We start from the raw sequence: 19,924 nt of genomic DNA on the forward strand, positions 1-19,924 counted from the left end.
ACGGCGCGGGGCTCTGGGTGCTGCCTGTAGCCCCGAGCACTGCCGGCTCGTCAGAGGCGACGATTCCGGTCGGGGCATGTAGAGAGCTTGCCAGAGCCGTTCGATATGTCAAACGACGGAAGAGGGCTTTAATGCGGGGGATGCGCCGGTTTTTGGGGGCTGAAACCGATGCGGGCCTGTGGTGGCGTGGGTTTGGCGGGGGCGTTGGTCAATAATATTTAACGATGCAGTTGGGTCTTTGCAGCGGTGCAATGAGCAAGGCGCTCGAGGCAAGCGCGGTCCTTGCAGGAGCGGCCTTGTGTCGCGAAAGGGCCGCAAAGCGGCCCCGGATTTCAGCACTGATGCACATTGCTGGGGCTGCTGCGCAGCCCTTTTGCGACGCAAGGCCGTTCCCACACGCATCAGACCTCCATTCAGTGCAGTATCTGCGCCAGAAACGCCTTGGCCCGCTCGGTGCGCGGCTGGTTGAAGAACACCTGCGGCGGGCTGTCTTCGATGATCTGCCCACCCTCAAGGAACAGCACGCGCTCGGCTACCTGCCGGGCAAAGCCCATTTCGTGGGTGACGCACAGCATGGTCATGCCCGTGCCGGCCAACTGCACCAGCACATCCAGCACCTCGGCGACCATTTCCGGGTCCAGCGCCGAAGTAGGCTCGTCGAACAGCATGATCCGTGGCTTCATGCACAGCGCCCGGGCGATGGCCACGCGCTGCTGCTGGCCACCGGACAACTGGCTGGGGTACTTGTGCGCCTGGCTTTCGATGCCGACCTTGCTCAGGTACATGCGTGCCCGCTCCTCGGCGTCCTTGCGTGACAGCCCGCGCACGCTGGTGGGGGCCAGCAGGCAGTTGTCGAGCACGCTCATGTGTGGAAACAAGTTGAAATGCTGGAACACCATGCCGATGTCGCTGCGCACCTGCGCGGCCTCGCGCGTGGTGGCTGACAGGTCGATGCCATCCACCTGGATGCTGCCCTGCTGGGCAATCTCCAGGCGGTTGATGCAGCGGATCAGGGTCGACTTGCCCGAGCCGGAGGGCCCGCACAGCACGATGCGTTCGCCTTCGCGCACCTGCAGGTCAATGTCACGCAGCACGTGGAAGGCGCCGTAATGCTTGTTCAGGCCTTCGATACGGATCAGCACCGGGCGCGGGTCGGGTTCGGGGGCAAGGGTGGCAAGGCTCAGTGGTGCGGTCATGTTGTTTTTCTCCCGCGTGGGTTCAGTCGAAACGGGTCGCGCTGTAGGGCGCGGGGTCGGTGAAGGGGCGCTCGCCAGTGAGCAGTTCGGCCAATAGCCGGCCGCTGACCGGGCCCAGGGTGAGGCCGTGGTGGGCGTGGCCAAAGTTGAACCACAGCCCCGGGTGGCGCGGTGCCGGGCCGATCACCGGGCGCATGTCGGGCAGGCACGGGCGACGGCCCAGCCATGGGGTGTCGTCCAGCCGCTCGCCGAGGGCCGGGAACAGCTTGCGCGCCAAGGCTTCGCAACGGCCCAGCTGGATCTGGTTGCCAGGCGCCCCGGCTGCGTCGAACTCGATGCCGGTGGTCAGGCGTACACCGCGCGCCATCGGCGCCAGCACGTAGCCGCCCTGGGTATCGCAGATCGAGTGCTCCAACTGTGCGCCGTCGCGGGTGCTGTAGTGCATGTGGTAGCCACGTTTGATCGCCAGCGGAATCTGATAGCCCAGGCCGCTGAACAGGTCCGCCGACTGCGGGCCGAGGCAGGCCACCACCTCGTCGGCGGTAACCGGGCCACGACGGCTTTCTACCCGCCACTGGCCGTTGGCTTGGCGCAGGCTGCGCGCATCGCCATGCAGGAACTGCCCGCCGCGCTGCAGGAACAGCGCGGCATAGCCACGGGTGAGGGCGCCGGGGTTGTTCACGGTCTTTGGGTCGAGCCAATGAATGCCACCGACCACGGTGGCGTCCAACTGGTGCTCGCGTGCCTGCAGTTGCCCGCATTCGAGTATCTCGAACTGCAAGCCGTAGCGGCTCAGGCCCTTGGCGTCAGTTTTGGCCTGCTCGAACAGCGCAGGGTCGCGGAACACTTCGATCCAGCCTTTGGCCTGCACCAGCCCTTCAAGGCCGGCCGCTTCGATCAGCGCGTCGTGTTCTTCGACGCAGCGTTGTACCAGCGGCAGCATATCGGCGGCGGCCCCGGCCAGGCGGCCGGGCGCCGACTGGCGCCAGTAGCGCCACAGCCACGGTGCGACCTTGGGCAGGTGCGCCAGGCTGTAGCGCACATCGGGCTGGCGGTTCAGGCCATAGCGCAGCAGCGCGCCCAGTTGCCGGGGGAAGGCGTAGGGGATGACGCTGGAGCGCTCGATCAGCCCGGCGTTGCCGTGGCTGGTGCCGCTGCCCGGTTCGTCGCGGTCGATCAGAATCACCTGGCGCCCGCGGGCCTGCAGGTGCAGGGCGGTGCTGACGCCGACGATACCGGCGCCGAGGACAAGGGTCTGGCAATGCATGGAACGTATCCTTCGGTCAGTTCAGGTGGCGGCCCAAGCGGCCTTCCAAGTGTTTCAGCAGGCGCCTTACCAGCTCGACGATCACCAGGTAGAGCACGGCCGCCCACAGGTAGATCTGAAAGTCGAAACTGCGCGAGAAGGCCAGTTTGGTCACGCCCATCAGGTCGTAGATGGTCACCAGCGAGGCAATCGCGCTGGCCTTGATCATCAGGATCAGTTCGTTGCCCAGTGGGCCGATGGCCACGAGCAGCGACTGCGGCAAGATCACCTTGAAGAAGGTGGTCGAGCGTTTCAGGTTCAGCGCCCGTGCCGCCTCATGCTGGCCGGGCGCAACGGCCATCAGGCTGCCGCGGAAGATCTCGGCTTGATAGGCGGCGGTGTTCAGGGTGAACGCCAGCAAGGTGCAGAACCACGCCTCGCGGAAGAACCACCACAGGCCGACGTCCTGCCAGAAGCCCTTGAGCGAGCCCAGCCCGTAATACAGCAGGAACAGCTGCGCCAGCAGTGGCGAGCCGCGGAAGAAGTACACGTAACCGGCGGCCATGCGCTGCAGCACCAGGCTGCGCGACATGCGTGCCAGGGCCAGCAGCAGGCCGAGCACGGCGCCCAGGGTGAAGGAAATGGCCACCAGTTTGGCAGTTACCAGCAAACCGTCGAGAAAGCGTGGGCCGTAGCGCTCCAGCAGGTCGGGGTCGAGTACCAGCGCCAGCAGTTGATCGAGGCTCATGCGCGTGCTCCTAGCAGGTGGCGGTTGCTACGCCGTTCGATGTAGGCGAACACGCGCCCGGACAGTGCCGCGAACAGCAGGTAACCCAGGCAGGCGACGCCGTAGAAGAACATCGGCTCCTTGGTCACGCTGACCGCCAGGTTGGTCTGGCGCATCAGGTCGACCAGTGAGATGGTCGACACCAGCGAGGTGTCCTTGAGCAGCGACAGCCAATTGTTGGAAAGGCCGGGCAGGGCGATGCGGGTCAGTTGTGGCAGCAGCACCTTGAAGAACCCGGTGCGCTTGCTCAGGCCCAAGGCCGAGCAGGCTTCCAGCTGGCCCTTGGGCAGGGTCTTGAAGGCCGCCAGCCAGATCTCGCTGGAAAACGCGGCAAATACCAGGCTGAAGGCAATCATCGCGGCGAGGAAGGTGTTGATCAGGAATTCACCCTCGTAGCCCATGGCGGCGAGGATCTTCTGCGCGGCGATCTGGCAGCCGTAATAGATGATCAGCAAGGTCAGCAGCTCGGGCAGGCCGCGAAACACGGTTGAAAAGGTAGTGGCCCAGGCCCGTGGCAGGCGCTTGCGCGAGCGCGCCGCCAGGGCGACCACCAGGCCCAGTGGCAGGCCGATGGGCAGGCAGGCCAGGGCCAGGGAAACGGTAACCAGCGCGCCGGCCAGCAACGCCTGGCCCCAGCCTCCGCTGGCGAAGGACAGCAAGGACAATTGATCGAGCATGACGAACCCCTAAGATGGGCAACGCGGTCTCTTTGTAGGAGCGGCCTTGTGTCGCGATAGGGGTGCGTAGCGCCCCCACATTTTCAGCTTCGCCGCGAAGAACGCCGGGGCCGCTTTGCGGCCCTATCGCGACACAAGGCCGCTCCTACAGGGATTGCGCAGTTTCCTGAAGATCAGTTGTAGATATCGAAAGCAAAGTACTTGCTGGCGATCTTCTGGTAGGTGCCGTTGGCCACGATCTGTTGTAGCGCGGTGTTCAGGCGCTGGCGCAGGGCTTCGTCGTCCTTGCGCACGGCAATGGCGGCATCGGCCTTGGTGTCGGCCACATCGCCGAGGATCTTGCAGCAGTCCCCGCCGTTCTTGCTCATCCACTCGTGCAGCGGGAATTTGTCGGCAATCACGCCGTCCAGGCGGCCTGCGGCAAGGTCCGCGTTGGCCTCGTCCATGGTTGGGTACAGCTTCACATCGGCACCGGCCTTGCCATACACGTCTTCGGCGTAGATGGCCTGGGTGGAGGACGACTGGGCGCCGACGGTGTAGCCGACAAAGTCGGTCTGGGCGCTGTCGATCTTGCTGTCCTTGGCCACCGCAACGGTCAGTGGCGTGCGGTAGTAGTGGTCGGTGAACGCGATTTTCTTGCGCCGCTCTTCGGTGTCGATCATTGACGCCACCACTGCGTCGTACTTGCGTGCCATCAGGGCGGGGATGATGCCTTCCCAGTCCTGGGCCACCAGCGTGCATTCCACTTTCATCTGTTCGCACAGGGCATGGGTGATGTCGATATCGAAGCCATGCAGCTTGTTATCGGCGTCTACATAGTTGAAGGGCGGGTAGGCACCCTCCGTGGCGAAACGCAGGGTTTCGGCACTGGCGGCACCCGCCAGCAGCAGGGCGCACGCACCCACCAAGGCCATGGACTTGTTCATCTCGCACCTCATTGCACTCTTGCTATTGTTGTTTGCCCGTCGACCACGAGGTGTAGCCGACGAATTCGTTATGTAGAGCGGCAGTCGCTTCCAAGCGTTTTTCAACATCCGGCCGAGCTTCTTGCAGACCTCGTTGACCATCAGGTGCACCCACGACAGCATCGTCGAGGTGGATTCCCAGAACAGATTGAACTCGGTGGGGATGCGGAACACCTCGTCGGCATTGGCATCGGCCCAGTCACAGAAGGTGTCGGTCACCAGAGTGACCGCAATGCCAGCCTCGCGTGCCTTCTGGCACAGCATCAGGGCGTGGCGGGAATAGCGGCGCGCCTCGAACACCACCAGGGCGCTGTCTTCGGCGCGGCCCAGCAGCACTTCGCCGAAGTGCCCAGCGCTGATGTCGACCAGCTGCACACCATCGCGCAGGTATTGCAGCAAGTGGCTCATGCACATGGCGATGCCACGCTCGGTCTGGAAACCGGCGATGAACACCCTGGGCTTGCTCGCAAGGCGTTGCGCCACGGTGTGCCAGGCCGTGCTCTGGCGGTATTCGTGCACGCGCACCAAGGCGGCGATTTCCAGCTCCAGGCTGCCGGCGTTGTCGCTGGCGTCCTGGTTCTGGCGGTAATCTTGCAGGCGATCACCCACCAGCCATGGGCCATCGCCAAGATCGTTCTGCAGGTCTTGCTTAAGCGCCTTGAGGTGGGCATAACCCAATGAGCGGCAGAACCGCCCGACGCTCGATTCGCTGACGCCCAGCTTGGCGGCAATGCTGGCTGAAGTCTGGAACGGCAGTTCGTGCAGGTTGGCGAGCATGTAGGTGGCGATCTTGCGACCCGAGGCAGCGGCCCCTTCGAGGCTGTTTTCCAGGCGTTGCTTGATCGGTTGGCTCATGCTGCGGCTCCAGGGGTAAGGCTTGGGAAGAAAATGAATGTTTTCTGTCATCAAGTCAACATTTGACAGATTGCTGTCACATGCAGGAAAGTTTTTGTCGTTGCAACGCTGTAGCCAATCCAAAACAACAAGGAGCTTCAGATGTCCGCACCCTCCACCAGCACCATTGTGCGCGTGCCCTTTTCCGAGCTGCAGGGCCTGCTGCAGGCCATCTTCCAGCGCCATGGTTGCAGCGAGGCCGTGGCTCGGGTGCTGGCCCACAACTGCGCCAGCGCCCAGCGTGATGGCGCTCATAGCCATGGGGTGTTCCGCATGCCCGGTTATGTTTCGACCCTGGCCAGCGGTTGGGTCGATGGCCAGGCCACACCCAAGGTCAGCGACGTGGCTGCTGGTTATGTGCGTGTCGATGCCGCGGGTGGTTTTGCCCAGCCGGCACTGGCGGCGGCCCGAGAACTGTTGGTGGCCAAGGCGCGCAACGCCGGCATCGCCGTGCTGGCAATCCACAACTCGCACCACTTCGCCGCGCTGTGGCCGGATGTAGAGCCGTTCGCCGAAGAGGGCCTGGTTGCCCTCAGCGTGGTCAACAGCATGACCTGCGTGGTGCCACATGGCGCGCGCAAGCCACTGTTCGGCACCAACCCCATCGCTTTTGCCGCGCCTTGCGCCGAACATGACCCGATCGTCTTCGACATGGCCACCAGCGCCATGGCCCATGGCGACGTGCAGATTGCTGCGCGGGCTGGCCAGCAGCTACCTGAAGGCATGGGCGTGGATGCCAATGGCGAACCGACCACCGAGCCCAAGGCGATTCTGGAAGGCGGCGCCTTGCTGCCGTTTGGCGGGCACAAGGGCTCGGCGCTTTCGATGATGGTCGAGTTGCTGGCGGCGGCGTTGACCGGCGGGCACTTCTCCTGGGAGTTCGACTGGTCGGGGCACCCGGGGGCGAAGACGCCGTGGACCGGGCAACTGATCATCCTCATCGACCCAAGCAAGGCCGAAGGCGAGCGGTTTGCACAGCGCAGCCGTGAACTGGTGGAGCAGATGCAGGCCGTAGGGCTGACGCGCATGCCGGGCGAGCGGCGTTACCGCGAGCGGGAGGTGGCCGAGGAGGAAGGGGTGGCGGTGACCGAGCAGGAGTTGCAGGGCCTGAAAGAGCTGCTTGGCTGACCCCTGCACCGTCGGGCCATGCAATGTTGCATAGACAACCTTGCACAATAGTGGATGTTCCTGAGCCTGCACTCCGGGTATGCTCAGGTCTGCCTTTTCGAACTGTCCTGATCCAAGGAGCTGCACGCTGTGTTCAAACATGTCGATGCCTATGCCGGCGACCCGATCCTCTCGTTGATGGAAACCTTCAAGGCCGACCCGCGCGCCGACAAGGTCAACCTGAGTATTGGCCTGTACTACGATGAGGCCGGCGTGGTGCCGCAACTGGCGGCTGTGGATGCGGTGGAAAAACGCATGGCCGGCCAGGACCACGAAGCCTCCCTGTACCTGCCGATGGAAGGCCTGGCCAGCTACCGCCAGGCGATCCAGGCGCTGCTGTTCGGTGCTGATCACCCCGCCGTGACGGGCGGTCGCGTGGCTACCGTGCAGACCGTGGGCGGCTCCGGTGCCCTTAAAGTTGGTGCCGACTTCCTCAAGCGCTACTTCCCGCAGTCCGAAGTCTGGGTCAGCAACCCGACCTGGGACAACCACCGCGCCATCTTCGAAGGCGCAGGCTTCAAGGTGCACACCTACCCGTACTTCGACCAGGCCACCCGTGGCGTGGACTTCGACGGCATGCTGGCCACCCTGCAGACCCTGCCGGCCAACAGCGTGGTCCTGCTGCACCCGTGCTGCCACAACCCTACCGGCGCCGACCTGGAACAGCACCAGTGGCAGCAAGTGGTCGAAGTGGTCAAGGCGCGCCAGCTGATCCCGTTCCTCGACATCGCCTACCAAGGCTTCGCCGAAGGCCTGGTGGAAGACGCCTACGCCATCCGCGAAATGGCCCGTGCCGGCGTGCCGTGCCTGGTCAGCAACTCGTTCTCGAAAATCTTCTCGCTGTACGGCGAGCGGGTAGGCGGCCTGTCGGTGGTGTGCGATGACGACGCCACTGCCCAGAGCGTACTTGGCCAGTTGAAGGCCACCGTGCGCCGCAACTACTCCAGCCCGCCCAACTTCGGCGCCCAGCTGGTGGCTGGCGTGCTCAGCGATGCAGGCCTGAATGCCCAGTGGGCCGAAGAAGTCGAAGTGATGCGCAAGCGGATCCTCGACATGCGCCAGGCGCTGGTCGATGCCCTGGCCGTGCTGCTGCCAGGCCAGGACTTCCAGTTCTTCCTGCGCCAGCGCGGCATGTTCAGCTACACCGGCTTCAGCGTCGAGCAGGTGCGTCGCCTGCGTGACGAGTTCGGTGTGTACCTGATCGACAGCGGCCGCGTGTGCATGTCCGGCCTGCGCCCGGCCAACCTGCAGCGGGTTGCCGAAGCGTTCGCCGCCGTTCAGAAGTAATCCTCCAGGGGCCCAGCGCGGCCCCTGCATTCGCAGCTTCGCAGCGAGTAATGCCAGGGCCGCTTTGCGGCCCTTTCGCGGCGCAACGCCGCCCCCACAGGTCATTGCTGCAACCCGCGTTTTCAGCCAGCTGCACCTCACTTGTAAAGACAAGTGCAACCGCCCCTCGGAAAAGGGCTTCGCAAGTGCAACCTTTCCGTGCACAATCGCGCCCCTCTTTTCCGGTTGAGTTGGGCGAAGGCACTGTTTCGCCATTCTCAGCCTGTTGCAGTCTTGCGAGTGGAGCTTCACCCGGAATGAATGAGCAGGCCCCAAGCGTTGAACAACGCTTTGCAGAATCGACCCCCGCCACCCTTGGCAGCTGGGCGCGTCACGACACCACCTGGATGCTGGGCCTGTTCGGCACAGCCATTGGCGCCGGAACCCTGTTCCTGCCGATCAACGCCGGCCTTGGCGGCTTCTGGCCGCTGCTGATCCTGGCCATCCTGGCCTTCCCGATGACGTACTTTGCCCACCGTGGGTTGACCCGATTCGTCCTGTCGGGGCGCAACGGTGGCGACATTACCGAAGTGGTCAAGGAGCACTTCGGCAGCACCGCCGGTGCCTCGATCACCGTGCTGTACTTCTTCGCCATCTTCCCCATCCTGCTTATCTATAGCGTGGCGCTGACCAACACCGTGTCCAGCTTCATGGAGCACCAGTTGCACATGCAGCCGCCGCCGCGGGCCATCCTGTCGTTCGTGCTGATCCTCGGCCTGCTGGCCATCGTGCGCTGTGGCGAGCAGGCCACGGTCAAGGTCATGAGCCTGCTGGTGTACCCGTTCATCGTCGCCCTGGCGTTGCTGGGCCTGTATCTGGTGCCGCACTGGACGGGTGGCATCCTCGACAGCGCTACCGAGGTGCCACCGGCCTCGGCCTTCCTGCACACCCTGTGGCTGGCCATTCCGGTGATGGTGTTCTCGTTCAACCACTCGCCGATCATCTCGGCCTTTGCCGTTGACCAGAAGCGCCGCTACGGCGAGCACGCCGATGAGCGCAGCGGCCAGATCCTGCGTCGTGCCCACCTGCTGATGGTGGTGATGGTGCTGTTCTTCGTGTTCAGCTGCGTGCTCACCCTGAGCAGCGCCCAGCTGGCCGAAGCCAAGGCACAGAACCTGTCGATCCTGTCGTACCTGGCCAACCATTTCAGCAACCCGACCATCGCGTTCGCTGCGCCGTTGATCGCCTTCGTGGCCATTGCCAAGTCGTTCCTGGGCCATTACATCGGTGCCAGCGAAGGCCTGAAGGGCATCATCGCCAAGACCGGCGCGCGCCCGGGTGCCAAAACCCTGGACCGCGTAGTTGCCGCGCTGATGCTAGTGGTGTGCTGGATCGTCGCCACCCTCAACCCGAGCATCCTGCGCATGATCGAATCGCTCGGCGGTCCGATCCTTGCGGTGCTGCTGTTCCTGATGCCGATGTACGCCATCCGCCGTGTACCGTCGATGCGCAAGTACAGCGGTGCAGCCTCCAACGTATTCGTTGTGGTGGTCGGCCTGGTTGCGTTGACCTCGGTGGTGTACGGCCTGCTCGGCTGATTCGCTGCCAGAAATAAAGAATGCCCGGGGCGCTTGTCGCAACCTGGGCATTTTTTTGTCCACAAGAATTGTCCGGCAATAGAACAATTTCACCTACCCCCATAGGCACCCGGCCGCCTTCATGCTTAACTCAGTGTCCTTTTCAAACCCCGTATAAGGATTTCGTCATGGCTCAAGTGACTCTCAAAGGCAACCCGGTTCAGGTCAAAGGCGAACTGCCGAAAGTCGGCGCCCAGGCTCCGGCCTTCTCCCTGGTCGGTGAAGGCCTGGCTGACAAGTCGCTGAAGGACTACGCCGGCAAGCGCAAGGTGCTGAACATCTTCCCGAGCGTCGACACCCCAACCTGCGCCACCTCCGTGCGCAAGTTCAACGCCCAGGCCAATGATGTAACCAACACCGTGGTACTGTGCATTTCCGCCGACCTGCCGTTCGCCCAGGCCCGCTTCTGCGGCGCAGAAGGCCTGGAAAACGTGAAGAACCTGTCGACCCTGCGTGGCCGCGAGTTCCTCGAGAACTACGGCGTCGCCATCGCCGACGGCCCACTGGCCGGCCTGGCCGCCCGCGCCGTGGTGGTGCTGGACGAGAGCGACAAGGTGCTGCACAGCGAGCTGGTTGGTGAAATTGCCGACGAGCCGAACTACGATGCAGCGCTGGCTGTACTGAAGTAAAGGTTGTGGGGTAGGGCGGGCATCTGCAGCCCACCGTCGCCCCAAGCAACACCCTGTAACGGCCCGGAACGCGTTCCGGGCCGTTTTCATTTAAAATTCCGCGTCTTGGCAACGTCAGGCAAAGGTAAACCTCTGGTAAAGGCCCTTTGCTAAAACGATGGCAGTGCTTATCGTTCACCCTCCCGAAGTCGTCATTCCGAACAAGGTTCGTTCAACCCATGCAAGCGTCCAATTCCCGTTCCCCTCGTCGCTGGCTCGTCGGCCTGCTGATCCTGCTGCTGGTGGCTGCACTGGCCTGGTGGCTTTGGCCTGCAGCAACGCCCGCGCACAAAGAAGCCAGCGGCGGCGGGCGCGGCGGCAAGGGCATGGGCATGATGGGGGGGCGGCCAGGCTTCGGCGGCTCCAGCGACCCGGTGCCGGTGCGCGTCGAACCGGTACGGGTGGGTGATTTTCCGCTGTACTACAAGGCCCTGGGCACCGTCACTGCAACCAACACAGTGAACGTCCGCAGCCGGGTGGCAGGCGAACTGGTGAAAATCCACTTCAAGGAAGGCCAGCAGGTCAAGGCCGGCGACCTGCTCGCCGAAATCGACCCGCGCTCGTACCGCATCGCCCTGCAGCAGGCCGAAGGCACCCTGGCGCAGAACCAGGCACAGTTGAAGAACGCCCAGGTCGACCTGGCCCGCTATAAAGGCCTGTACGCCGAAGACAGTATCGCCAAGCAAACCCTCGACACCGCCGAAGCACAAGTGGCGCAGTTCCAGGGGCTGGTCAAGACCAATCAGGCACAGGTCAACGATGCTCGCCTGAACCTCGACTTCACTCAAATTCGTTCGCCAATCAACGGCCGTGTAGGCCTGCGCCAACTCGACCTGGGCAACCTGGTGGCGGCCAACGACGCCACCGCACTGGTGGTGATCACCCAGACCGAGCCGATCAGCGTCGCCTTCACCCTGCCGGAAACCGAGCTGAGCACCGTGCTGGAGCGCTACCGCAGTGGCGCGAGCCTGCCGGTCGAGGCCTGGGACCGCAGTGACAGCAAGCTGCAGTCCACTGGTGTGCTGGGCAGCATCGACAACCAGATCGACACCACCACCGGCACCCTGAAGTTCAAGGGCCGCTTCGAGAACAAGGACCTGGCCCTGTTCCCCAACCAGTTCGTCAACGTGCGCCTGCTGGCCGACACACTCAAGCAGGTGGTCATGGCCCCGGCTGCGGCCATCCAGTTTGGCAACGACGGCACCTTTGCCTATGTGGTCAACGCCGAAAGCACCGTGAACGTGCGCAAGCTCAAGGTTGGCGCCAGCGACGGCGAGAACAGCGTCATTCTCGAAGGCCTCAAGGCGGGCGACCGCCTGGTGCTTGAAGGCACCGACCGCCTGCGCGAAGGCACCAAGGTGGAAGTGGTAGAAGACAGCTCGCAAGTGCCGACCACGCCCGGCCAGCACCTGCAAGGCCAGGAAGCCAAGGGCTCGGCGCACACAGGTGAAGCACAGCCCGGTAACGCAGCAGGCAAGGCGGGCGCATGAACCTCTCGCGTCTGTTCATCCTGCGGCCGGTCGCCACCACGCTGAGCATGCTGGCCATTGTCCTGGCCGGCCTGATCGCCTACAAGCTGCTGCCGGTGTCCGCATTGCCGCAGGTGGACTACCCGACCATCCGCGTGATGACCCTGTACCCTGGCGCCAGCCCGCAGGTCATGACCAGCGCCGTCACCGCGCCACTGGAGCGCCAGTTCGGCCAGATGCCGGGCCTGGAGCAGATGGCCTCGACCAGCTCCGGTGGCGCGTCGGTGCTGACCCTGCGCTTCAACCTCGACATGAACATGGACGTTGCCGAGCAACAGGTGCAGGCCGCGATCAACGCCGCCAGCAACCTGCTGCCCAGCGACTTGCCGGCACCGCCGGTGTACAACAAGGTCAACCCGGCCGACACCCCGGTGCTGACCTTGGCCATCTCCAGCAAGACCATGCCGCTGCCCAAGCTCAACGACCTGGTCGATACCCGCGTGGCGCAAAAGCTCGCGCAGATCAGCGGCGTGGGCATGGTCAGTATTGCCGGCGGCCAGCGCCAGGCGGTGCGGATCAAGGTCAACGTCGACGCTCTGGCGGCCAACGGCCTGAACCTGGACGACGTGCGTACCCTGATCGGCGCTTCCAACGTCAACCAGCCCAAAGGCAACTTCGACGGCCCGACACGGGTGTCGATGCTCGATGCCAACGACCAACTGCGTTCCCCCGAGGAATACGCCAACCTGATTCTGGCCTACAACAATGGCGCTCCGCTGCGCCTGAAAGACGTAGCCGAAATCGTCGACGGCGCCGAAAACGAACGCCTGGCCGCCTGGGCCAACGAAAACCACGCGGTGCTGCTGAACATCCAGCGTCAGCCGGGCGCCAACGTGATCGAAGTGGTCGACCGCATCAAGGACCTGCTGCCGTCGATCACCGACAACCTGCCGGCTGGCCTCGATGTCTCGGTGCTGACCGACCGCACCCAGACCATCCGCGCCGCGGTCAAGGACGTGCAACACGAACTGCTGATCGCCATCGTGCTGGTGGTGATGGTCACCTTCGTCTTCCTGCGCCGCTTCAGCGCCACCCTCATTCCATCGATTGCCGTGCCACTGTCGCTGATTGGCACCTTCGGGGTGATGTACCTGGCCGGTTTCTCGGTCAACAACCTGACGCTGATGGCCCTGACCATTGCCACAGGCTTCGTGGTCGATGATGCCATCGTCATGCTGGAGAACATCTCCCGGCACATCGAAGAGGGCGAGACCCCCATGCAGGCGGCGCTCAAGGGCGCCCGGCAGATCGGCTTCACCCTGATTTCGCTGACCTTCTCGCTGATCGCCGTACTGATCCCGCTGCTGTTCATGGCTGACGTGGTCGGCCGCTTGTTCCGCGAGTTCGCCATCACCCTGGCGGTGGCCATCCTGATTTCCCTGGTGGTGTCGCTGACCCTGACGCCGATGATGTGCGCGCGCCTGCTCAAGCGTGAGCCCAAGGAAGAGGAACAAAGCCGTTTCTACCGCGCCAGCGGTGCCTGGATCGACTGGCTGATCAAGCACTACGGCAGTGCCCTGCAGTGGGTGCTGAAGCACCAACCGCTGACCCTGCTGGTGGCAGTGGCCAGCCTGGCGCTGACGGTATTCTTGTACATGGTGGTGCCCAAAGGCTTCTTCCCGGTGCAGGACACCGGGGTGATCCAGGGTATCTCCGAAGCGCCGCAGTCCACCTCGTTCGCCGCCATGAGCGAGCGCCAGCAGGCGCTGAGCAAGGTGATCCTGCAAGACCCTGCGGTGCAAAGCCTGTCGTCCTACATCGGTGTCGACGGCGACAACGCCACGCTCAACAGCGGCCGCCTGCTGATCAACCTCAAGCCCCACGGCGAGCGCGATGTCACCGCCAGCCAAGTGATCAGCCGCCTGCAGCCGCAAGTCGACCGGCTGGTGGGCATCCGTCTGTTCATGCAGCCGGTACAGGACCTGAGCATCGAGGACCGGGTCAGCCGTACCCAGTACCAGTTCAGTCTGTCGTCGCCGGACGCCGACCTGCTGGCGCAGTGGAGCGGCAAGCTGGTGCAGGCGCTGCAGCAGCGCCCGGAATTGGCCGACGTGGCCAGCGATCTGCAGGACAAGGGCCTGCAGGTGTACCTGGTGATCGACCGTGACATGGCCAGCCGCCTGGGCATTACCGTGTCACAAATCACCAACGCCCTGTACGACGCCTTCGGCCAGCGGCAGATCTCCACCATCTACACCCAGGCCAGCCAGTACCGCGTGGTGCTGCAGTCGCAGGATGCCGCCGTGATTGGCCCGCAGGCGCTGGAGTCAATCCACGTCAAGGCCACCGATGGCGGCCAGGTGCGCCTGTCGGCGCTGGCGCGCATCGAGCAGCGTCAGGCGCAGTTGGCCATTTCCCACATCGGCCAGTTCCCGGCAGTGACTCTGTCGTTCAACCTGGGCCACGGTGCATCGCTGGGCGAGGCGGTGCAGGTGATCGAGCAGGTGCAGAAGGACATCGGCATGCCGCTGGGCGTGCAAACCCGCTTCCAGGGCGCGGCCGAGGCCTTCCAGGCATCGCTGTCGAGTACCTTGCTGCTGATTTTGGCAGCGGTGGTGACCATGTACATCGTGCTGGGCGTGCTGTACGAGAGCTACATCCACCCGGTGACCATCCTCTCGACCTTGCCATCGGCAGCGGTGGGGGCCTTGCTGGCCTTGCTCATCAGCGGCAACGACCTGGGCATGATTGCCATCATCGGCATCATCCTGCTGATCGGCATCGTCAAGAAGAACGCGATCATGATGATCGACTTCGCCCTGGAGGCTGAGCGCCACCAGGGCATGAGCCCGCGCGATGCCATCTACCAGGCGGCGCTGCTGCGCTTCCGGCCGATCCTGATGACCACCCTGGCCGCGCTGTTCGGTGCGGTGCCGCTGATGCTCGCCACCGGTTCGGGCGCCGAGCTGCGCCAGCCGCTGGGCCTGGTGATGGTCGGCGGGCTGCTGGTCAGCCAGGTGCTGACGCTGTTCACCACCCCGGTCATCTACCTGTACTTCGACCGCCTGGCCCGCCGCTGGCGCCCGGCCACTGACGTGAAGCAGGCCGAGGCATGAACCTGTCCGGTCCGTTCATCCGTCGCCCGGTGGCGACCATGCTGTTGAGCCTGGCGATCATGCTGCTGGGTGGGGTCAGCTTTGGCTTGCTGCCGGTGGCGCCGCTGCCGCAAATGGACTTCCCGGTAATCGTGGTGTCGGCCAACCTGTCCGGCGCCAGCCCCGAGGTCATGGCCTCCACCGTGGCCACGCCGCTGGAGCGCAAGCTGGGGAGTATCGCTGGCGTCACCACACTCACCAGCAGCTCCAACCAAGGCTCCACCCGGGTGGTGATCGGCTTCGAGATGGGCCGCGACATCGACGGCGCGGCACGTGAGGTGCAGGCAGCGATCAACGCCACCCGCAACCTGCTGCCCAGCGGCATGCGCAGCATGCCCACCTACAAGAAGATCAACCCGTCACAAGCGCCGATCATGGTGCTGTCGCTGACCTCGGATGTGCTGCAGAAGGGCCAGCTGTACGACCTGGCCGACACCATCCTGTCGCAGAGCCTGGCCCAGGTGTCGGGGGTAGGGGAGGTGCAGATCGGTGGCAGTTCGTTGCCGGCCGTGCGCATTGCCGTCGAGCCGCAATTGCTCAACCAGTACAACCTGTCGCTGGACGAGGTGCGCACGGCGGTGTCCAACGCCAACCAGCGCCGGCCCATGGGCTTTGTCGAGGACGCCGAACGCAACTGGCAGGTGCGTGCCAACGACCAGCTGGAAAGCGCCAAGGACTATGAGCCGGTGGTGATCCGCCAGCAGAACGGCACCATCCTGCGGCTGTCCGACGTGGCGACCATCACCGACGGCGTCGAGAACCGCTACAACAGTGGCTTCTTCAATGACCAGGCAGCGGTGCTGTTGGTGGTCAACCGTCAGACCGGCGCCAACATCATCGAAACGGTCGACCAGATCAAGGCGCAGTTGCCGGCCTTGCAGTCGTTGCTGCCCGCCAGCGTGCAACTGAACGTGGCCATGGATCGCTCGCCTGTGATCAAGGCCACGCTGAAAGAGGCCGAGCACACTTTGCTGATCGCCGTGGTGCTGGTGATCCTGGTGGTCTACCTGTTCCTCGGCAGCCTGCGCGCCTCGCTGATCCCCAGCCTGGCGGTGCCGGTATCGCTGGTGGGCACGTTCGCGGTCATGTACCTGTGCGGCTTCTCGCTCAATAACCTGTCGCTGATGGCGCTGATCCTCGCCACCGGGCTGGTTGTGGACGACGCCATCGTGGTGCTGGAGAACATTTCCAGGCACATCGAGGACGGCCAGCCGCCGATGAAGGCGGCCTTCCTGGGCGCCAAGGAAGTGGGCTTCACCTTGCTGTCGATGAACGTGTCGCTGGTGGCGGTGTTTGTCTCCATCCTGTTCATGGGGGCATTGTGCGCAACCTGTTCCAGGAGTTTTCCATTACCCTGGCGGCGGCGATCATCGTCTCGCTGGTGGTGTCGTTGACCCTCACACCGATGCTTTGCGCTCGCTGGCTCAAGCCGCACCAGGCTGAACAGACCCGCCTGCAGCGGTGGAGCGACAAGCTGCATCAACGCATGGTCAATGCCTATGACCGCAGCCTGGGCTGGGCCATTCGCCACAGGCGCCTGACCCTGCTCAGCCTGCTGGCCACCATCGGCATCAACATCGCCCTGTACGTGGTGGTGCCCAAGACGCTGATGCCGCAGCAGGACACCGGCCAACTGATGGGCTTTATCCGCGGCGACGATGGTCTGTCGTTCAGCGTGATGCAGCCGAAGATGGAAATCTACCGTCGCGCCTTGCTTGCCGACCCGGCCGTGCAGAGCGTTGCCGGTTTCATCGGTGGCAACAGCGGCACCAACAACGCCATGGTGCTGGTGCGCCTGAAACCGATCAGCGAGCGCAAGATCGATGCGCAGAAGGTGATCGAGCGCCTGCGCAAGGAAATGCCCAAAGTGCCCGGCGGGCGTCTGTTCCTGATGGCCGACCAGGACTTGCAACTGGGGGGCGGGGGGCGTGACCAGACCTCGTCGCAGTACCTGTATACCCTGCAAAGCGGTGACCTGGCGGCATTGCGCCAGTGGTTCCCCAAGGTGGTCGCGGCGCTGCGTGCGCTACCGGAATTGACCGCCATCGACGCCCGCGATGGTGCCGGTACCCAACAGGTGACGCTGGTGGTCGACCGTGACCAGGCCAAGCGCCTGGGCATCGACATGGACATGGTCACCACGGTACTGAACAACGCTTACAGCCAGCGGCAGATCTCCACTATCTACGACAGCCTCAACCAGTACCAGGTGGTGCTGGAGATCAACCCGAAATACGCCTGGGACCCAAGCACTCTCGAACAAGTGCAGGTGATTACCGCCGACGGGGCTCGCGTGCCGTTGTCGACCATCGCCCGCTACGAAAACAGCCTGGCCAACGACCGGGTCAGCCACGAAGGCCAGTTCGCCTCGGAGGATATCGCCTTCGACGTCGCCGAAGGCTACAGCCCCGACCAGGCCATGGCGGCGCTGGAGCGCGCGGTGGCCAAGCTGGGCTTACCCGAGGAGGTGATTGCCAAGCTCGGCGGCACTGCCGATGCCTTTGCCAAGACCCAACAGGGCCAGCCCTTCATGATCCTTGGCGCACTGCTGCTGGTGTACCTGGTGCTGGGCATTCTTTATGAAAGCTACATCCACCCGCTGACCATTCTCTCGACACTGCCTTCGGCCGGCGTCGGTGCCTTGCTGGCGTTGTACGTCACCGGCGGCGAGTTCAGCCTGATCTCGCTGCTGGGGCTATTCCTGCTGATTGGCGGGGTGAAGAAAAACGCCATTCTGATGATCGACCTGGCTTTGCAACTGGAGCGCCACCAGGGCCTGTCGCCGGAAGAGTCGATCCGCCGGGCCTGCCTGCTGCGCCTGCGGCCGATCCTGATGACCACCCTGGCAGCCATCCTCGGCGCCTTGCCGTTGCTGTTGAGCCACGCCGAAGGCGCAGAAATGCGCCAGCCGCTGGGCCTGACCATCATCGGCGGCCTGGTGTTCAGCCAGATTCTCACTCTTTATACAACGCCGGTTGTCTACCTGTACCTGGACCGCCTGCGCCACCGTTTCAACCGTTGGCGCGGCGTGCGCACCGACGCCGCCCTGGAAACCCCGCTATGACTTTTGCCCAGACCCCACTTCACCGCGCCCTGCAAGCGCTGACCCGTGGGCGTGGCTCGCGCCTGCTCGGCGCCGGGCTGTGCGTGGCCTTGCTCAGTGCCTGCACACTGAGCCCGGACTACCACCGCCCCGAGCTGAACAGCTCGGCGGCGCAGTTCAAGCACGCCGAAGGCTGGACCCAGGCCTCGCCGTCCGATGCCATCGCCCGCGGCGCCTGGTGGGAAATCTACGGCGATGCCGGGCTCAATGCGCTGGTCGAGGAGCTTAACCGCAGCAACCAGACCGTGGCGCAATCAGAGGCCCAGTACCGTCAGGCCCAGGCGCTGGTGCGCAGCAGCCGTGCGGCGCTGTTCCCCAGCCTGGACCTGAGCGCCAGCAAAAACCGCTCGGCGCAGGGTACCGGCAGCTCCAGTTCGAGCCTTTCCAACAACAGCAGTGGCATTCGCAACACCTACAACGCGCAGTTGGGCGTGAGCTGGGAAATCGACCTGTGGGGCAAGCTGCGGGAAACCATGAATGCCAACGAGGCCAGTGCCGAAGCCAGCTTCGCCGACCTCGCTTCGATCCGCCTGAGCCAGCAATCGGAGCTGGTGCAGAATTACCTGCAATTGCGCGTTATAGACGAGCAGAAACGCTTGCTGGAAGCCACCGTGGCGGCCTACGAGCGCTCGCTGCGCATGAACGAGAACCAGTACCGTGCCGGTGTCGCTGGCCCTGATGCCGTGGCCCAGGCCCGCACCCAGCTCAAAAGCACCCAGGCCGACCTGATCGACCTGATCTGGCAGCGCGCGCAGTTCGAGAACGCCATTGCCGTGCTGCTGGGCAAGGCCCCCGCCGACTTTGCCCTGGCCGACAGCAAGGCGATTCCGGCACTGCCGCAAATACCGGTTTCGCTGCCTTCGCAACTGCTGGAGCGGCGCCCGGATATCGCGGCGGCCGAACGTAATGTGATGGCGGCCAACGCCAACATTGGCGTGTCGCGGGCAGCGTACTTCCCGGACCTCAGCCTGAGCATGAGTGGCGGTTATTCCAGCAGCAGCTTCAGCAACTGGATCGAGCTGCCCAACCGCTATTGGTCGGTAGGCCCGCAGTTGGCGCTGACTCTGTTCGACGCTGGCAAACGCAGCGCCGAGGTCGACCGCACGGTGGCAGTGTATGACCAGACCGTTGCGCAGTATCGCCAGACGGTGCTGGACGGCTTCAAGGAAGTGGAAAACCTGCTGGTGCAGTTGAAGGTGTATGGCGATGAAGCCGTGGTGCGCCAGGAAGCGCTGGATGCCGCCCGCGAGTCGCTGCGCCTGACCGAGAACCAGTACCGCGCCGGGCTGATCGGCTACCTGGATGTGGTCAACGTGCAGACCACGGCGCTGAGCAACGAGCGCAGTGTGTTGAACCTGCTGCAAGGGCGCCTGGTGGCCAGCGTGCAACTGGTGGCTGCGCTGGGGGGCGGCTGGGATGCCGAGCAAGCCTTTGCCGAGCAGGACTGAAGCAATCGCACGCGTTTGTGGGCGCGGCCTTGTGTCGCGAAAAGGGCCGCAAAGCGGCCCCAGATTATTCGCGTAACCATTAATATTGCTGGGGCTGCTTCGCAGCCCTTTCGCGACACAAGGCCGCTTCCACAAGGTACAGCGCATAGTTGTATCATCCAGGTATTGGATCCATTCCCATTCGCAAAAACCCCGTGCGTTTCGCTTAAGCTTGAGTACAATCGTCAGCTTTTGCCGGGCACCCTG

At 64.0% G+C, this 19,924-nt stretch carries 12 protein-coding genes and 2 pseudogenes; 8 read left to right on the forward strand and 6 right to left on the reverse strand.

What is annotated here, in order from left to right:
* Positions 1-413: 413 nt before the first annotated feature.
* The 6 genes and pseudogenes from AB5975_21640 to AB5975_21665 all read right to left on the reverse strand — a co-directional run bounded on the left by AB5975_21640 (position 414) and on the right by AB5975_21665 (position 5,726).
* On the reverse strand, positions 414-1,196 hold the full coding sequence (locus AB5975_21640; protein XDR19130.1) for an amino acid ABC transporter ATP-binding protein: 783 nt from the start codon (positions 1,194-1,196) through the stop codon (positions 414-416).
* 22 nt (positions 1,197-1,218) lie between these two features.
* Positions 1,219-2,463, reverse strand: coding sequence for an NAD(P)/FAD-dependent oxidoreductase (locus tag AB5975_21645; protein ID XDR19131.1), 1,245 nt, complete (start codon positions 2,461-2,463; stop codon positions 1,219-1,221).
* A gap of 16 nt (positions 2,464-2,479) precedes the next feature.
* Positions 2,480-3,190: an ABC transporter permease gene (locus AB5975_21650; protein XDR19132.1), complete on the reverse strand. Its 711-nt coding sequence runs from the start codon at positions 3,188-3,190 to the stop codon at positions 2,480-2,482.
* Positions 3,187-3,906, reverse strand: coding sequence for an ABC transporter permease (locus tag AB5975_21655; protein XDR19133.1), 720 nt, complete (start codon positions 3,904-3,906; stop codon positions 3,187-3,189). The genes AB5975_21650 and AB5975_21655 overlap by 4 nt, the downstream gene beginning before the upstream one ends.
* 173 nt (positions 3,907-4,079) lie before the next feature.
* Positions 4,080-4,832 (reverse strand): transporter substrate-binding domain-containing protein, encoded by a 753-nt coding sequence (locus tag AB5975_21660; GenBank protein ID XDR19134.1) that lies wholly within the window; start codon positions 4,830-4,832, stop codon positions 4,080-4,082.
* Positions 4,833-4,854: 22 nt separating this feature from the next.
* Positions 4,855-5,726 (reverse strand): annotated as a pseudogene (locus AB5975_21665) (MurR/RpiR family transcriptional regulator).
* A 141-nt stretch (positions 5,727-5,867) separates the two neighbouring features.
* Here AB5975_21665 and AB5975_21670 point away from each other — a divergent pair.
* The 8 genes and pseudogenes from AB5975_21670 to AB5975_21705 all read left to right on the forward strand — a co-directional run bounded on the left by AB5975_21670 (position 5,868) and on the right by AB5975_21705 (position 19,678).
* Positions 5,868-6,893 (forward strand): Ldh family oxidoreductase, encoded by a 1,026-nt coding sequence (locus tag AB5975_21670; protein XDR19135.1) that lies wholly within the window; start codon positions 5,868-5,870, stop codon positions 6,891-6,893.
* Positions 6,894-7,022: 129 nt separating this feature from the next.
* Positions 7,023-8,219, forward strand: a complete 1,197-nt coding sequence (locus AB5975_21675) for an aromatic amino acid transaminase (GenBank protein ID XDR19136.1) — start codon at positions 7,023-7,025, stop codon at positions 8,217-8,219.
* 296 nt (positions 8,220-8,515) lie between these two features.
* Positions 8,516-9,796, forward strand: coding sequence for a serine/threonine transporter (locus tag AB5975_21680; GenBank protein ID XDR19137.1), 1,281 nt, complete (start codon positions 8,516-8,518; stop codon positions 9,794-9,796).
* A 167-nt stretch (positions 9,797-9,963) separates the two neighbouring features.
* A complete protein-coding gene (gene tpx / locus AB5975_21685) occupies positions 9,964-10,464 on the forward strand; it encodes a thiol peroxidase (GenBank protein ID XDR19138.1) in 501 nt (166 codons plus the stop codon).
* 218 nt (positions 10,465-10,682) lie between these two features.
* On the forward strand, positions 10,683-11,993 hold the full coding sequence (locus AB5975_21690) for an MdtA/MuxA family multidrug efflux RND transporter periplasmic adaptor subunit (GenBank protein XDR19139.1): 1,311 nt from the start codon (positions 10,683-10,685) through the stop codon (positions 11,991-11,993).
* Entirely contained in the window at positions 11,990-15,088 is a 3,099-nt protein-coding gene (locus AB5975_21695; GenBank protein XDR19140.1) for an MdtB/MuxB family multidrug efflux RND transporter permease subunit, read from the forward strand. The genes AB5975_21690 and AB5975_21695 overlap by 4 nt, the downstream gene beginning before the upstream one ends.
* Positions 15,085-18,191, forward strand: a pseudogene (locus tag AB5975_21700) (efflux RND transporter permease subunit). The gene AB5975_21695 and the pseudogene AB5975_21700 overlap by 4 nt, the downstream one beginning before the upstream one ends.
* Positions 18,188-19,678 carry an efflux transporter outer membrane subunit gene (locus AB5975_21705; GenBank protein ID XDR19141.1) on the forward strand — a complete coding sequence of 497 codons (1,491 nt, stop codon included), beginning with the start codon at positions 18,188-18,190 and terminating at the stop codon, positions 19,676-19,678. Before AB5975_21700 ends, AB5975_21705 begins: the two are co-directional and overlap by 4 nt.
* The last annotated feature ends 246 nt before the right edge of the window (positions 19,679-19,924 follow it).

The sequence above is a fragment of the Pseudomonas putida genome, assembly GCA_041071465.1.
Lineage (GTDB): Bacteria > Pseudomonadota > Gammaproteobacteria > Pseudomonadales > Pseudomonadaceae > Aquipseudomonas > Aquipseudomonas putida_P.

Coding starts and splice junctions, on each gene's coding strand:
- AB5975_21640 (XDR19130.1), bottom strand. CDS start 1,196: ATGACCGCACCACTGAGCCTTGCCACCCTTGCCCCCGAACCCGACCCG.
- AB5975_21645 (XDR19131.1), bottom strand. CDS start 2,463: ATGCATTGCCAGACCCTTGTCCTCGGCGCCGGTATCGTCGGCGTCAGC.
- AB5975_21650 (XDR19132.1), bottom strand. CDS start 3,190: ATGAGCCTCGATCAACTGCTGGCGCTGGTACTCGACCCCGACCTGCTG.
- AB5975_21655 (XDR19133.1), bottom strand. CDS start 3,906: ATGCTCGATCAATTGTCCTTGCTGTCCTTCGCCAGCGGAGGCTGGGGC.
- AB5975_21660 (XDR19134.1), bottom strand. CDS start 4,832: ATGAACAAGTCCATGGCCTTGGTGGGTGCGTGCGCCCTGCTGCTGGCG.
- AB5975_21670 (XDR19135.1), top strand. CDS start 5,868: ATGTCCGCACCCTCCACCAGCACCATTGTGCGCGTGCCCTTTTCCGAG.
- AB5975_21680 (XDR19137.1), top strand. CDS start 8,516: ATGAATGAGCAGGCCCCAAGCGTTGAACAACGCTTTGCAGAATCGACC.
- tpx (XDR19138.1), top strand. CDS start 9,964: ATGGCTCAAGTGACTCTCAAAGGCAACCCGGTTCAGGTCAAAGGCGAA.
- AB5975_21690 (XDR19139.1), top strand. CDS start 10,683: ATGCAAGCGTCCAATTCCCGTTCCCCTCGTCGCTGGCTCGTCGGCCTG.
- AB5975_21695 (XDR19140.1), top strand. CDS start 11,990: ATGAACCTCTCGCGTCTGTTCATCCTGCGGCCGGTCGCCACCACGCTG.
- AB5975_21705 (XDR19141.1), top strand. CDS start 18,188: ATGACTTTTGCCCAGACCCCACTTCACCGCGCCCTGCAAGCGCTGACC.